The sequence below is a fragment of the Bacteroides faecis MAJ27 genome (assembly GCF_900106755.1).
GTDB classification, from domain to species: domain Bacteria; phylum Bacteroidota; class Bacteroidia; order Bacteroidales; family Bacteroidaceae; genus Bacteroides; species Bacteroides faecis.
The window spans coordinates 1-13,091 of record NZ_FNNN01000031.1; the positions used below are offsets into that span (position 1 = coordinate 1).

The 13,091-nt window shown below is 40.8% G+C and carries 13 protein-coding genes; 6 read left to right on the forward strand and 7 right to left on the reverse strand.

The window, feature by feature from the left end; all coding sequences use genetic code 11:
• Positions 1 to 85: 85 nt before the first annotated feature.
• The gene (locus tag BLW31_RS20440; protein WP_010538127.1) at positions 86 to 277 is read right to left on the reverse strand and encodes a hypothetical protein; all 192 of its coding nucleotides are present in this window, start codon (positions 275 to 277) and stop codon (positions 86 to 88) included.
• 495 nt (positions 278 to 772) lie between these two features.
• Here BLW31_RS20440 and BLW31_RS20445 point away from each other — a divergent pair, with 495 nt between their 5' ends.
• The 6 genes from BLW31_RS20445 (at position 773) to BLW31_RS20470 (ending at position 6,683) form a co-directional block, all read left to right on the forward strand.
• The gene (locus BLW31_RS20445; RefSeq protein ID WP_022301501.1) at positions 773 to 1,507 is read left to right on the forward strand and encodes a tetratricopeptide repeat protein; all 735 of its coding nucleotides are present in this window, start codon (positions 773 to 775) and stop codon (positions 1,505 to 1,507) included.
• Between the two features lie 128 nt (positions 1,508 to 1,635).
• Positions 1,636 to 2,634, forward strand: a complete 999-nt coding sequence (locus tag BLW31_RS20450) for an aminodeoxychorismate synthase component I (RefSeq protein WP_010538125.1) — start codon at positions 1,636 to 1,638, stop codon at positions 2,632 to 2,634.
• Entirely contained in the window at positions 2,618 to 3,214 is a 597-nt protein-coding gene (locus tag BLW31_RS20455) for an aminotransferase class IV family protein (protein ID WP_010538124.1), read from the forward strand. Before BLW31_RS20450 ends, BLW31_RS20455 begins: the two co-directional genes overlap by 17 nt.
• Positions 3,215 to 3,491: 277 nt before the next feature.
• On the forward strand, positions 3,492 to 4,166 hold the full coding sequence (locus tag BLW31_RS20460) for a DUF2461 domain-containing protein (RefSeq protein ID WP_010538123.1): 675 nt from the start codon (positions 3,492 to 3,494) through the stop codon (positions 4,164 to 4,166).
• Positions 4,167 to 4,205: 39 nt separating this feature from the next.
• The gene (locus BLW31_RS20465) at positions 4,206 to 4,652 is read left to right on the forward strand and encodes a NanQ anomerase/TabA/YiaL family protein (protein ID WP_010538122.1); all 447 of its coding nucleotides are present in this window, start codon (positions 4,206 to 4,208) and stop codon (positions 4,650 to 4,652) included.
• 18 nt (positions 4,653 to 4,670) lie between these two features.
• A complete protein-coding gene (locus BLW31_RS20470; protein ID WP_010538121.1) occupies positions 4,671 to 6,683 on the forward strand; it encodes an alpha amylase C-terminal domain-containing protein in 2,013 nt (670 codons plus the stop codon).
• Between the two features lie 60 nt (positions 6,684 to 6,743).
• Here BLW31_RS20470 and BLW31_RS20475 read toward each other — a convergent pair whose 3' ends face one another.
• From BLW31_RS20475 to BLW31_RS20500, 6 genes are all read right to left on the reverse strand, one after another.
• On the reverse strand, positions 6,744 to 7,220 hold the full coding sequence (locus BLW31_RS20475; protein ID WP_022301497.1) for a PepSY-like domain-containing protein: 477 nt from the start codon (positions 7,218 to 7,220) through the stop codon (positions 6,744 to 6,746).
• Positions 7,221 to 7,369: 149 nt separating this feature from the next.
• The gene (locus BLW31_RS20480) at positions 7,370 to 9,067 is read right to left on the reverse strand and encodes an alpha-amylase family protein (protein WP_010538119.1); all 1,698 of its coding nucleotides are present in this window, start codon (positions 9,065 to 9,067) and stop codon (positions 7,370 to 7,372) included.
• A 49-nt stretch (positions 9,068 to 9,116) separates the two neighbouring features.
• Positions 9,117 to 9,923, reverse strand: coding sequence for a patatin-like phospholipase family protein (locus tag BLW31_RS20485; protein WP_010538118.1), 807 nt, complete (start codon positions 9,921 to 9,923; stop codon positions 9,117 to 9,119).
• Between the two features lie 90 nt (positions 9,924 to 10,013).
• A complete protein-coding gene (locus BLW31_RS20490; protein WP_029425559.1) occupies positions 10,014 to 11,582 on the reverse strand; it encodes a 4Fe-4S binding protein in 1,569 nt (522 codons plus the stop codon).
• A gap of 6 nt (positions 11,583 to 11,588) precedes the next feature.
• Positions 11,589 to 12,524, reverse strand: a complete 936-nt coding sequence (locus tag BLW31_RS20495; RefSeq protein ID WP_010538116.1) for a DUF362 domain-containing protein — start codon at positions 12,522 to 12,524, stop codon at positions 11,589 to 11,591.
• 14 nt (positions 12,525 to 12,538) lie between these two features.
• A complete protein-coding gene (locus BLW31_RS20500) occupies positions 12,539 to 13,054 on the reverse strand; it encodes a hypothetical protein (RefSeq protein WP_029425558.1) in 516 nt (171 codons plus the stop codon).
• Positions 13,055 to 13,091 lie beyond the last annotated feature (37 nt).

Below are 13,091 nucleotides of genomic sequence, written 5' to 3' on the forward strand. Positions count from 1 at the left end.
AGAAGAAGACGATAAACATTTAACTCCATTTTCTATAAATTTGAAGGCAAAGATAAGAATTTGTAATTTCATCCCTCAGATTTATTCATTGATCCAAGTCTCTCATTTCAGCCACCTCATTATCAACAGAGACCTGAGAGTCAAACAACATTTCTTTTGAGACGAATGTCTTGGCTAACAGACGGTTACGGTCATTGTTGTAGTCACCCAGTATAAGTCCTTGGTTTATATGAATAATAACTTTATTTTCGGCACTAGTAAAATCATATGTCATCATACAAATGCCGTATTTTCGCATATAATATATCTGAATCCTTTTCAACCTCAATCTGCATTTCTTCAATACTCATATTTTCTACTATCATAATTCTATTTTTTGTAAAGACATTAAAAAGCCCTGGCATTCAGCCAGGGCAAATTCCGTTGTTATAGGTGGAAATAAATGATTCCAGGGGCAAAGCTACTATTATTTCTGCCGATATCCATAAAATGAGTTGTTATTATTTCTATCTATCGAACCTTTCAAATTCATGTTAATTCCTTTCCATTTAATTATTAATATGTTATTAAACTATGTATCACTCTTTTCGCGTTTTAATTGATATGAAAGGAAAGATTTTTATCAGAGCGAAGATACTTGTATGACTGTTTTACGAAGAATAACGAACGTTATATAGGTTTCAAAAAGCTCAAAAAAGGTAAAAAGGTGTTGCTTCTTTCTGTTATTACTTATACTTTTGGGCGATTAACAACTAAAAAACACAATAAAGTTATGAAGAAATTGATTTTTTTATTTGCATTTTGTCTTACTGTGACTAACATTTTTGCTCAAACTGACCCTAACCAATTGAAAAAAGAAGGAAGCGACGCTTTTAATGCCAAGAACTATCCCGTAGCTTATGCTAAATTCAGCGAGTATTTGAAACAAACGAATAATCAGGACTCTGCAATCGCTTATTACTGTGGTATGGCCGCAGATGAAGTGAAAAAGTATGCAGAAGCTGTGACTTTCTTCGATATCGCTATCCAGAAGAAATTCAATACAGGCAATGCTTATGCCCGTAAAGCTCTGGCATTGGATGCTTTGAAGAAGACTGATGAGTATGTAGCTACCTTGGAAGAAGGTCTGAAAGTAGATCCGACTAATAAAACAATGATTAAAAATTATGGTCTTCATTATCTGAAAGCCGGACTTGCTGCTCAGAAAGCAGGAAAAGCTGAAGAAGCAGAAGACTGTTTCAAGAAAGTAATTCCATTGGATCATAAGACATATAAAACAAATGCTTTGTATAGCTTGGGAGTTTTATGCTATAATGATGGTGCTAACATCCTGAAGAAAGCTGCTCCATTGGCTAATTCTGACGCAGATAAATATGCTGCAGAAAAAGAAAAGGCAGATGCCAGATTCAAAGAGGCAGTAGGTTACCTGGAAGAAGCAATGAAAGTTTCTCCGGAAGATACAAAGGCTAAAACAATGCTTACTCAGGTACAAAGTGCCATGAAATAACAAACTACCGATTCTATATTGAAAAGGGTTGCCGGATTTGTTTTCCGGTAACCCTTTTTTAGTACTTTCCCCTTTCGAATCATATACTTTTTGTGTACTTTTGTTCTCCCAATAAAGAAAAGTACTTTATGCAATTATATACAAAAGAAGAAACGATCGGACAAATAAATCAGTTGGGACAATCCCGGCGACCCTTTCTTTTTATCATTAATTATTTGCAGGATGCTTCTTACGTAGAAGAGGTGGAGCGTGTCGACTCTTCTGAAATATTATATGATCTGAATGGGTTTACCAACCAGTCTTCTTTGAATAAGTCTGTTGTGCCTTCAGCCCTGAAAGAGTCTGTATATTGGAATTCATTTCCGGAATCTTTCGAAAGTTATCTGCGTTCATTTGATATTGTTCAACGGAATATTTTTGCAGGAAACAGTTTTCTGACTAACCTGACCTGTTGTACTCCGATAGAAACGAATCTCAGTCTGAAAGATATTTTCCTCCGTTCGAAGGCAATGTATAAATTATGGGTCAGAGATCAGTTTACCGTTTTCTCTCCTGAAATATTTATCAGAATCCAACAAGGAAAAATCTGTTCTTATCCCATGAAAGGAACTCTTGACGCCTCCTTGCCCTCAGCTGTCCGGCAGTTGATGGATGACCCGAAAGAGGCAGCAGAACATGCTACTATTGTAGATTTGATTCGCAATGATTTGAGTATAGTGGCTGATCGGGTATCTGTGTCCCGATATAGATATATTGACGAATTGCAGACGAATCGTGGAACGATTCTTCAGACGAGTTCGGAGATACAAGGAATCCTGCCGGATAATTATCTGGAAAATCTGGGAAATATTATTTTCAGACTCTTGCCTGCCGGTTCTATCACCGGTGCTCCTAAGACAAAGACCATGCAGATCATCAGTGAGGCAGAAACGTATGAAAGAGGATTCTATACGGGTGTGATGGGGTACTTTGACGGGAATAATCTTGATAGTGCCGTTATGATACGTTTTGTGGAGCAGGAGGGAGACAGGATGTATTTTAAGAGCGGAGGTGGAATAACCTGCCGTAGTGAAGCGCAAAGTGAGTATCATGAAATGAAACAAAAAATATATGTGCCTATTTATTGAAACTATTCGTGTAGAAGACGGACAGGTATATAACCTGCCATACCATGTGGAACGCCTGAACAGAACTCGTGCTGCCTTTTGGAAGGATATTTCTCCCATTGATTTGACCGGCATTATATCCTCTCAGTCTTTATCCGGTATCTGGAAATGCCGGATTGTATACGGTAAGGAGATCGAGGAGGTTACATACATGCCTTATCAAATGAGAATGGTCGCTTCTTTGCGTCTGGTTACTTCGGACAAAATTGATTATAGCTATAAAAGAACAAATCGTGAGGGACTGAATGAACTGTTTGGACGAAGAGGGAATGCAGACGATATCTTGATTGTGAAAGACGGATATCTGACGGATACCTCCATTGCCAATATTGCGCTATATGACGGAAATAGCTGGTATACTCCGGCTCATCCGTTACTTCGGGGCACCAAGCGTGCTGAACTGTTGGATAATCAGTTAATCGTGGAGAAAGATATCTCGTGGCTTCAATTGGATGATTACACCCATATAATGTTGTTCAATGCAATGATTGACTGGGAGCGGATCATTATACCTGTCGATAGAAAGCATTTAATTCTATAACTAAAATTAACTGAATTATACATAGAATCATTGAACAAAGCTTCTTTTTTATCTGTTATATCTATGTGTTTTTCATAGTATTAGATAAAGATTAATTAAAAGAGATTGTACTTCACTTGTGAAAGCTTAAAGTACGTCAGAGACAGAAGAGTCTGTTTTTTTGATAAATGTGTTAGAGCATCGGTTTTACCAGGCCGATGCTTTTTTTATGTCCTTTTGTTGCGTTTTGTAGTTTATATGAAATAAAATTTGTACGTTTGTAGGGTAATAATAGAAAATGATGAAGATGAACATACCCGTTATCTTTCAGTTTTTAAAAGATCTTTCTGCGAATAATAATCGTGAGTGGTTCAATGAGCACCGGTCAGAATATGAAGTAGCCCGTGCCGAGTTTGATAACTTTCTGGCAACAGTAATCGCCCGCATCTCTTTGTTCGATGAAACAATCCGGGGAATACAGCCCAAAGATTGTACCTATCGTATTTATCGGGATACCCGCTTCTCTGCGGATAAAACACCCTATAAGATACATTTTGGCGGCTATATCAATGCCAAAGGCAAAAAGTCTGATCATTGCGGATACTATGTGCATCTGCAGCCTGATGGAAGCATGCTTGCCGGAGGAAGCCTGTGTCTGCCTCCCAACGTGTTGAAAGCTGTCCGACAAGCCATTTATGATAATGTGGAAGAGTATATTTCCATAGTAGAAGATCCCGAGTTCAAAAAATATTTCCCTGTGGTGGGAGAGGACTTCATGAAAACTGCTCCTAAGGGATTCCCGAAAGATTTTAAATATATTGATTATTTGAAGTGCAGACAGTTTGTTTGTTCTTATCTTGTTCCTGATGATTTTTTCACCCGGGCCGACGTGATGGAACAGATAGAAAAAGCATTCCGACAGTTCAAGAGATTTGCTGATTTCATTAATTATACAATTGATGATTTTGAATAAAATAATACCTAAATATATAAACTTAAAAATTAAACTCATATGGTAGTAGATACTTTAGAAAATCTGGAAAAATACGCGTCTTTGAATCCTTTGTTTGCACAAGCTATTGAGTTCTTGAAATCTCATGATCTTCAAGCCATGGAAATAGGCAAGACTGAACTGAAAGGAAAAGATCTGCTAGTGAATATCGCACAGACAAAGCCTAAAACAAAGGAAGAGGCTAAACTGGAAACGCATAATGAATTTATCGATATTCAGATTCCACTGTCGGGAACAGAAGTGATGGGGTATACTGCTGCCAAAGATTGTATGCCTGCCGACGCCCCTTATAATGCAGAAAAAGATATAACTTTCTTTGAGGGACTGGCAGAAACATATGTAGCCGTGAAACCGGGAATGTTTGCTATCTTCTTCCCTCAGGACGGACATGCCCCTGGCATTACTCCGGATGGAGTGAAGAAAGTGATCGTAAAAGTAAAAGCATAAACCTAATTCAATTCTGATATGAAAGAGACACTCAACATTATCAAAAACGATCCCTGGCTGGAACCTTACGCAGACGCCATTATCGGTCGTCACCAATATGCACTGAACAAGGAAGCCGAGTTGACAAATAAAGGAAAACAAACTCTTTCGGACTTTGCATCAGGCTATCTTTACTTTGGCCTGCATCGCACTCCCAAAGGATGGACGTTCCGTGAATGGGCACCGAATGCTACTCATATCTATATGGTGGGTACATTCAATAATTGGGAAGAGAAAGCGGCTTATAAGCTGAAAAAACTGAAAAATGGTAATTGGGAAATCAATCTTCCGGCAGATGCCATTCAGCACGGAGACTTGTATAAGTTGAACGTTTATTGGGATGGCGGACAAGGTGAACGTATTCCTGCCTGGGCTACACGTGTAGTACAGGATGAACAGACCAAGATATTCAGTGCACAAGTCTGGGCACCGGAAAAACCATATAAGTTCAAGAAAAAAACATTCAAGCCTACTACTAACCCTCTGTTGATTTATGAATGTCATATCGGAATGGCACAACGGGAGGAAAAGGTTGGTACTTACAATGAATTCCGCGAAAAAATACTTCCGCGTATAGCGCAAGAAGGCTATAACTGTATTCAGATTATGGCTATTCAGGAACATCCTTATTATGGTAGTTTTGGTTATCATGTTTCCAGTTTTTTTGCAGCTTCTTCCCGCTTTGGTACTCCCGATGAGTTGAAAGCATTGATCGATGCTGCTCATGAGATGGGTATTGCCGTTATTATGGATATTGTCCATTCGCATGCGGTGAAAAACGAAGTGGAAGGTTTGGGTAACTTTGCCGGTGATCCGAACCAATATTTCTATCCGGGCGCACGTCGTGAACATCCGGCATGGGATTCACTTTGCTTTGATTATGGTAAGAATGAAGTCATTCATTTTTTGCTGTCCAACTGTAAGTTCTGGTTGGAAGAATATAAGTTTGACGGTTTCCGTTTTGATGGAGTGACTTCTATGTTATATTATAGCCACGGGCTGGGAGAAGCATTTTGTAATTATGGAGATTACTTCAATGGTCATCAGGATGGCAATGCTATTTGTTACCTGACATTGGCGAATGAATTGATTCATCAAGTTAATCCGAAGGCTATCTCTATCGCCGAGGAGGTTTCCGGTATGCCGGGACTTGCTGCAAAAGTAGAAGATGGCGGTTATGGTTTTGACTATCGTATGGCTATGAATATCCCTGATTACTGGATTAAGACCATCAAAGAAAAGATTGACGAGGACTGGAAACCTTCCAGTATGTTCTGGGAAGTAACCAACCGTCGGCAGGATGAAAAAACAATCTCTTATGCGGAAAGTCATGATCAGGCATTAGTAGGAGATAAGACCATTATTTTCCGTCTGATTGATGCCGACATGTATTGGCACATGCAGAAAGGGGATGAGAATTACGTAGTGAATCGGGGAATCGCTTTACATAAAATGATCCGTTTGCTGACCTCCTCAACGATTAATGGAGGTTATCTGAACTTTATGGGTAATGAATTCGGACATCCCGAATGGATTGATTTTCCACGTGAAGGAAATGGATGGTCTTGTAAGTACGCTCGCCGTCAGTGGGATCTGGTAGATAACAAGAATCTGGCTTATCACTATATGGGAGACTTTGATGCTGAAATGCTGAAGGTTATCAAGAGCGTGAAGGATTTCCAGGCTACTCCGGTTCAGGAGATCTGGCACAATGATGGTGACCAAATATTGGCTTATGGACGCAAAGATTTGATATTCGTATTTAACTTCAATCCGAAACAATCTTTTGTGGATTATGGTTTTTTGGTTACTCCGGGAGCTTATGAAGTGATTCTGAATACGGATAATGTTGTCTTTGGTGGAAATGGTCTTGCTGATGATTCAGTGGTTCATTTCACGATTGCCGATCCGTTGTATAAGAAGGAAAAGAAAGAGTGGTTAAAACTCTACATTCCTGCACGTACAGCTGTCGTTTTGAGAAAGAAGAAATAATTTAAAAGAATAGAAATAGGAAGCCCTTGCAATCATTTTATGTTTTGCAAGGGCTTTACTTTATAAAAATGTTCCCGGTCCGAGAATGTCGTACATGTAACTGACATTGCGGGTTTTCAGCAACCTTCCTTGTGGAGAATAGAAAAGCTGATATTTGATATCTACGTTATCTTGTCCTACTTTGATGACAATGATTGCCTGCCATTTAGGAAACTCCACCATGGTTACATCATCTACTACCCAACTGGCGTAAGGACCGGATACAAATGCATTGTATACAGTAGGTGTCACCCGGTCGAGACTGACAAGGTCGGTCTGTGTCATTTGCCATTGGGCTTGAGCATTGAACCAGACGCTTTTAGTAAATCCATTCATTACGAAGTTTGCACAATAGTATCCATCGTCTTGCGACCAGGCTACACCGTTGGCTTTGGGGTACATCTTTTTGAAGTTAGTCTGTACATTGCCGGGTGGTAAGATTGCGAAGGCAGATACGGATAATAACCATATGACTGCCAAAAAACTAATTCTTTTCATAAGGAGCTGTTGAGGTAATTATTTATCTAACTAAACAGCCTTCGAGAATTTTTGTTTTCAGCGGGGAAATATAAAATGAAGAATGATGAATGAAGAATTACTTTGCAGTGTGATAGCGCAGCCAATTCTTCATTCATCATTCTTCATTATCAGAAAGTAATTTTTAGAATCTTTCCATTATAAGCGCCTACAGAAATTTCAGTGGCTTTATAAGGTAATAAACAGATTTCCTCTTTGGCACCGGTCAATAAGTCTGTGGCCTGATACTTCTCCATTTGTGGTATCTGAAGGAAATCAAACGCATGAGAAGGTATATTGATTGCGATATCAACCAGTTGGCTGTCGAAATTGACAATAATGAACAATAACTCATTCTTATACTTTCGCATAAAAGTATATTGCTTATGTTCATCAAAACGCCATCCGTTTTTATTGGCGTACATCAGGTCGAAGAATACTCCTTTTGCGATAGCTGTCTCTTCATTGCACAGAGTCAGCACTTTCTGATAAATGCTGTGCAAACGTTTATGCTCTTCGGTCAGCATTTTACCATCAAACTTACCGCCATTGCGCCAGCGACGGATCGTATCCACACTCCAGTAATCAAATATCGTAGTTCGTCCGTCTCTTCCGCTGAAACCTTCGCTATCCATTCCCAGTTCTCCGAACTCCTGACCGAAATAGATCATCATAGGATTGGTATTCATGCAGGCGGAAACTATCAGAGCAGGGATTCCTTTACGCGGATCTCCGGCGAAGAAATCAGAAGCGATACGTTGCTCGTCATGATTTTCCAGAAAGTTCAGCATTTGCTTTTCTATTCCGTTCAGACTTTGCCAACAGTGAGTGATAGAAGCTGCAGATTCATAACCGCAAGCTACATTACGAAGTGTGTCATATAGGCCGACCTTATCATATAGATAATCAAATTTTCCACGAAACAGATAATTACGGTATTCGTTGGGATTGTAAACCTCTGCGATAAAAATAATTTCCGGATATGCTTCTTTCACTTGTGGAATAGCCCATTCCCAAAATTCTACAGGAACCATTTCCGCCATATCACAACGGAAACCGTCAATACCTTTTGAGGCCCAGAATAAGAGAATGTCCAGCATCTTTATCCACGTATCCGGAGTTGGCGAGAAGTGGCATGTACCACCATTCAGATAATCCACCCCATAGTTCAGCTTGATGGTTTCGTACCAGTCGTTAATATTCGGAGTAGCGTCAAAACGATTGTTTCCTGTTGCTTTGGCCGGATATTCGTGGTAGGGTTCTGCTGCACCCTCTTTCATGTCAAACTGGGCACGCAATTCGGCCTGCGGTATGTAGTAGAAATTATTGTATGGGCTGAAGGAGTAATTTGGATCATCGTTTGCTCCCAGTTCGGTAGTGCCGTCCGGTTGTGCATCCGAGTGATATTGGCGTGCTACATGGTTGGGCACAAAATCTATAATGACTTTCAGTCCTGAACGGTGTGTCCGATGTACCAGATTCTCAAATTCCTTCATTCGCCCTGGAACATCGTTTGCTAAATCCGGATCTACGTCATAATAATCTTTGATAGCGTAGGGAGACCCCGCTTTACCTTTTACAATAGCAGGGTGGTCGGGACTTATGTTGTAACGGCGGTAGTCTGTTTGTGTAGCATGTTCGATAATGCCTGTATACCAAATATGGGTAGCACCCAACTTTTTGATTTCTCCAAGTGCTTTGAGCGTGAAATCAGCCATTTTGCCACATCCGTTGGCGGTAATGTCTCCATTGTAGACACAATGATTGTTATTGTTTCCAAACAGGCGTGTAAACACCTGATAGATAATCATTTTGTTTTCGTTGTTCATATAGAGTAGATTTTATTTCATATCATAAATGTTTTCTAGAAAAAGGTAGTTATTTCCATATCTTCCCTTTTTCCGCCAGCGTCTGGTCGATCAGATCATTGGCTATTTTGTACCCTTGCTCAAAGATTTCCTCGGCTTTTTCCAACTCTGTATTGCTATATCCATAGAGATTGTAGGGTTCGATCAGCAAGTCACATTTTTCTCTTTCGGGGAAAGTATTGGCACGAAACATGAAATGGAATGAACGCATGGCAATGCTTACAATATTCATTTTATAGTCTTGTGCCATGATGGGACTTACATTGACAGCTACAACCTTGTCGCATATTCTGCGAAGGGTGGAAACCGGAAGATTCATCATTAATCCGCCATCTACGTAATTTGTCCCGTCGATGTTGACGGGAGCAAACATGACAGGCATACAGCAGGAGGCGGCAACACGTTCGGCTATAGAGCCACGGTGAAAATGAACCATACGTCCGTGGTCAAGATCGGTAGCCGTGATTATCATAGGAAGTTGTAACTCTTCCAGATTCTTGGCTTTCAGGTTAGTATGGAGGAAATCAATAAATTCACAGAGATCGAATAATCCCTTCTTGGGAATGACTAGCTTTGTCAAGTCCTGAAACTTATGACCGGAGAAGTAATCAAGCACTTTGTGAGGTTCATTTCCGTCGGCATAAAAAACTCCGGCAAGTGCACCGGCACTTACACCGGAGATAATATCCGGTTTGATGTCATGCTCCAGCAGAGCCTGCATCACCCCCAAATGTGCAAATCCTTTAATAAACCCTCCGCTTAAAGCATAGCCTATCTGATATTTATGACTATTCCAGTTATTAGTGAATACCTCCATGAATTACTTTCTTTTTTAGTTCGCCACGAATTTAGTGAATTTATTGAAAGTAGGAGGAATATAATGGATAGTTTTTTGGGTAAGACACGGCTAGAATCCGAAATCGTCAATCTCGACTTTATGTTCTTCTGATTCTTTGAAAGGTTTTGCTTCTTTCTGTACAGGATTGCCTTCAATGTATACAGCGCGGAACGGACGGGCAGGACAAACGTATTCGCAGCCACCGCATCCGACACAGATCTCTGTATTGATATGAGGGATGGTCAATCCGTCTTTGTATGGTACCATAGCAATGGCTTGCGTAGGACAATGCTCGGAACATGCTCCACAACTGGTTCCGTCTGTAAGGACAATGCAATTTTCTTCTATAAAGACAACGTATCCCATCTGAGTGAGATGTTTTTGCTCTACCGTTAATGGAGGAATAGCACCGTTAGGACAAACATCACCACATACGGTACAGTCGAAGTTACAGAATCCTTTTTCGAAACTGACAGTCGGTTGCATTATGCCTCCTAGTCCGTATTCCATGAAAGCGGGCTTCAATACATGCGACGGGCATTTGCTGACACAAAGATGGCAGGATGTACAATGTTGCTGAAAACGTTTCTGGCTGACAGATCCCGGAGGCGTAATCGGATTTTCTTTTTTGTATGCTGTTTTGCCTTCCATAGTCGCAATGGATTCCTGTACTTTCGAAAGAAGCTTGGGAGCTGCTCCGGCAGTGGCTAATCCGGCAAGCAGGAAACGGCGTTTGGAAGAGTCTGCTGTAGCTGAAGATTGCTCTGCTGTTGTCGAAGTTGGATTTTCTACAGCAGATGATAACTGTTGTTTCTTTAAAGCAGGGGCATAAACCAACGCTTTCTGTTTACAAGCTTCGAGGCAGTCGAAACAATCTACGCAACGGCTGTAGTCAATCGTATGCTCTTTATTATGAATACAGGCTGCCTTGCATTTGGTAGCACAGAGCCCGCAACCATTACATTTCGCAGTATCAATGCGGACTTTAAACAAAGAATAACGGCTCAGCAGTCCCAATACTGTACCTACCGGACAGATGGTGTTGCACCACGTACGTCCGTGTTTCCATGCCAATATCATAATGACTGCAAAGGTCATTATCGCTATGAGAAGGGAAGAAAGACTTACTATCGAGGTATCTACCTGATAAAATGTGTAATTATCGAATCTGGAAAATATAGACTCCAGCAGATTGTTTCCCAGCATGTATACGGGTTTAAAGATATGTACAATGATACGTCCATAAGCACTATACGGGTCCAGTAGTCCCAATACTGCTACAAATCCGCATACGGAAGCAATAACTGTCACTCCGAGTACTGTCCATCTCAGTATATTTTTTGCAGGACTGTATTTATATCTTTTTTTCTTTTTTCCCGTAGACTTTGAAATACGTGCTATGACATCCTGCAATATTCCCATCGGACAGATGGCGGAACAATAGATACGTCCGAATAACAGGGTTAATGCAATCAGTACAATCAGTATGCCTATGCTGAGAGATAGCACGGCAGGGACAAACTGTATATGTGCCAACCGATGAAAGCTATTCGGCAAAATGTCCGCAAAATCGAGAAAATAAAAAGTAATCAGTGCAAAAAGGACCACTGACATTCCGATACGTATCTTTCTTAACATGGTGGCTTACATCTTAATTCGCTTGACATTCAATTGGTCGATGTTCATTGTTCCTATTTTCAGTGCTTCTCCTTTGGCGAGGTGTCCTACGGTATCCAGCGGCATTTCGCGTACTTGGTTAAAGAATTTGGCTGCGGCTGTATCTACGGCAACAATATCGGGTGAGATAAACAGTCCTTTCGCCAACACCACGTCCGATTCTGAACGTCCCCGTGGCCCATTTGTTTTCATGATGCGGTAGGCGTCTACGACATTAAGTACAGCTTTCTTTTCCAGTGTACAGATATCTGCGATACATTGCTGCAAGTCGTTTTGATGGAAAAATCCCCGGTCCCAGACGATACCCATGTGATTTTTCATGGAGATAGTCAGGTTGGCACCTCCATGATTTTTCAGGATGGGGACATTAATCCACACATCACAATTCAAGATGGCTTCATGTACCTTCGCTTTCTTCATTTTTTGTCCTTTTGGCAAATCAATAGGTTTGTAGTAAGATTCCAGATGAGCCGGCATCACTTTGGCTCCGGCTTCTTTTGCCGCAGCTTCGATACCACTGTTTTTATAGCATTTTTGCCAGTCGTCGCAGGTATGGTCGAATACGGTGACCTCTTTGGCTCCGGCAGCAAAGCATTGCTTGATGATTTCCGTGATTAGTTTAGGATTGGTGTTTCCCGCCAGTTCGGGCACTTTATCCCATCCGATATTAGGCTTCACTACTACTTTCTGCCCAGGCTTGATGAATTGTTTCATGCCACCCAGTTCGCTGATGGCACGACGGAACATAACTTCCGGTTCACCGCCCATAACGGCTACCAGATCCGGCTTGTCACCATTGGCTTTATTAATTGTCTGAGTCAGTATTTCCATCGCCTCTGAACGCTGTATAGTCATGGCGGCACCAGTAATAGCTACTGTTTTAAAAAAATCCCTTCTGTCCATCTTTCTTTTTTAGTTTAGAGTTTTGCAATTGCTTTTAGCAGGGCGTAGCCGCCAAACCATTGAATAAGTATGCCCGGAATGCCGATACGAAAGTCTTGTACTGCGATATAGAAATCTCCTTCAATCATCCACTCAAAGGCTGTTCCGATCAGTTGATAAGAAAGCACTACTCCAAGAATAGCTAATAAAGATACAGATTTTACACGGTGTGCTGCAAGGGCGGAGGCACCGGCAAGTAAAGTTGATTTTATCAGTATAATTGGGAGAACGGCTTCGGATGGCATGTCAAACAATAAATGATTAATGACGGGCGAAAGGATGGCTGTCAGTAAGCCTACCCGAAAGCCATATTTATAAGCGGCGATTAGGGTAAAGAAGTAAATCGGTAATAAAGTCGGTCCACCATAAGGTACGAGGTGGCACAGTTGTGGAAGTGCGATGTTGCCTGCTACAAATAACAGGGTGAACAGATAAGTTTTCACATTGCTGTAATTCAGCGAATAGAGTTTGGCTTTGGCAGATGTTTCCATTTTCATTGATGACTTTAATGTTTAGATGATAATATCT

Coding starts and splice junctions, on each gene's coding strand:
- BLW31_RS20490 (WP_029425559.1), bottom strand. CDS start 11,582: ATGTTAAGAAAGATACGTATCGGAATGTCAGTGGTCCTTTTTGCACTG.
- BLW31_RS20465 (WP_010538122.1), top strand. CDS start 4,206: ATGGTAGTAGATACTTTAGAAAATCTGGAAAAATACGCGTCTTTGAAT.
- BLW31_RS20460 (WP_010538123.1), top strand. CDS start 3,492: ATGATGAAGATGAACATACCCGTTATCTTTCAGTTTTTAAAAGATCTT.
- BLW31_RS20500 (WP_029425558.1), bottom strand. CDS start 13,054: ATGGAAACATCTGCCAAAGCCAAACTCTATTCGCTGAATTACAGCAAT.
- BLW31_RS20455 (WP_010538124.1), top strand. CDS start 2,618: ATGTGCCTATTTATTGAAACTATTCGTGTAGAAGACGGACAGGTATAT.
- BLW31_RS20480 (WP_010538119.1), bottom strand. CDS start 9,067: ATGAACAACGAAAACAAAATGATTATCTATCAGGTGTTTACACGCCTG.
- BLW31_RS20450 (WP_010538125.1), top strand. CDS start 1,636: ATGCAATTATATACAAAAGAAGAAACGATCGGACAAATAAATCAGTTG.
- BLW31_RS20445 (WP_022301501.1), top strand. CDS start 773: ATGAAGAAATTGATTTTTTTATTTGCATTTTGTCTTACTGTGACTAAC.
- BLW31_RS20485 (WP_010538118.1), bottom strand. CDS start 9,923: ATGGAGGTATTCACTAATAACTGGAATAGTCATAAATATCAGATAGGC.
- BLW31_RS20475 (WP_022301497.1), bottom strand. CDS start 7,220: ATGAAAAGAATTAGTTTTTTGGCAGTCATATGGTTATTATCCGTATCT.
- BLW31_RS20440 (WP_010538127.1), bottom strand. CDS start 277: ATGATGACATATGATTTTACTAGTGCCGAAAATAAAGTTATTATTCAT.
- BLW31_RS20495 (WP_010538116.1), bottom strand. CDS start 12,524: ATGGACAGAAGGGATTTTTTTAAAACAGTAGCTATTACTGGTGCCGCC.
- BLW31_RS20470 (WP_010538121.1), top strand. CDS start 4,671: ATGAAAGAGACACTCAACATTATCAAAAACGATCCCTGGCTGGAACCT.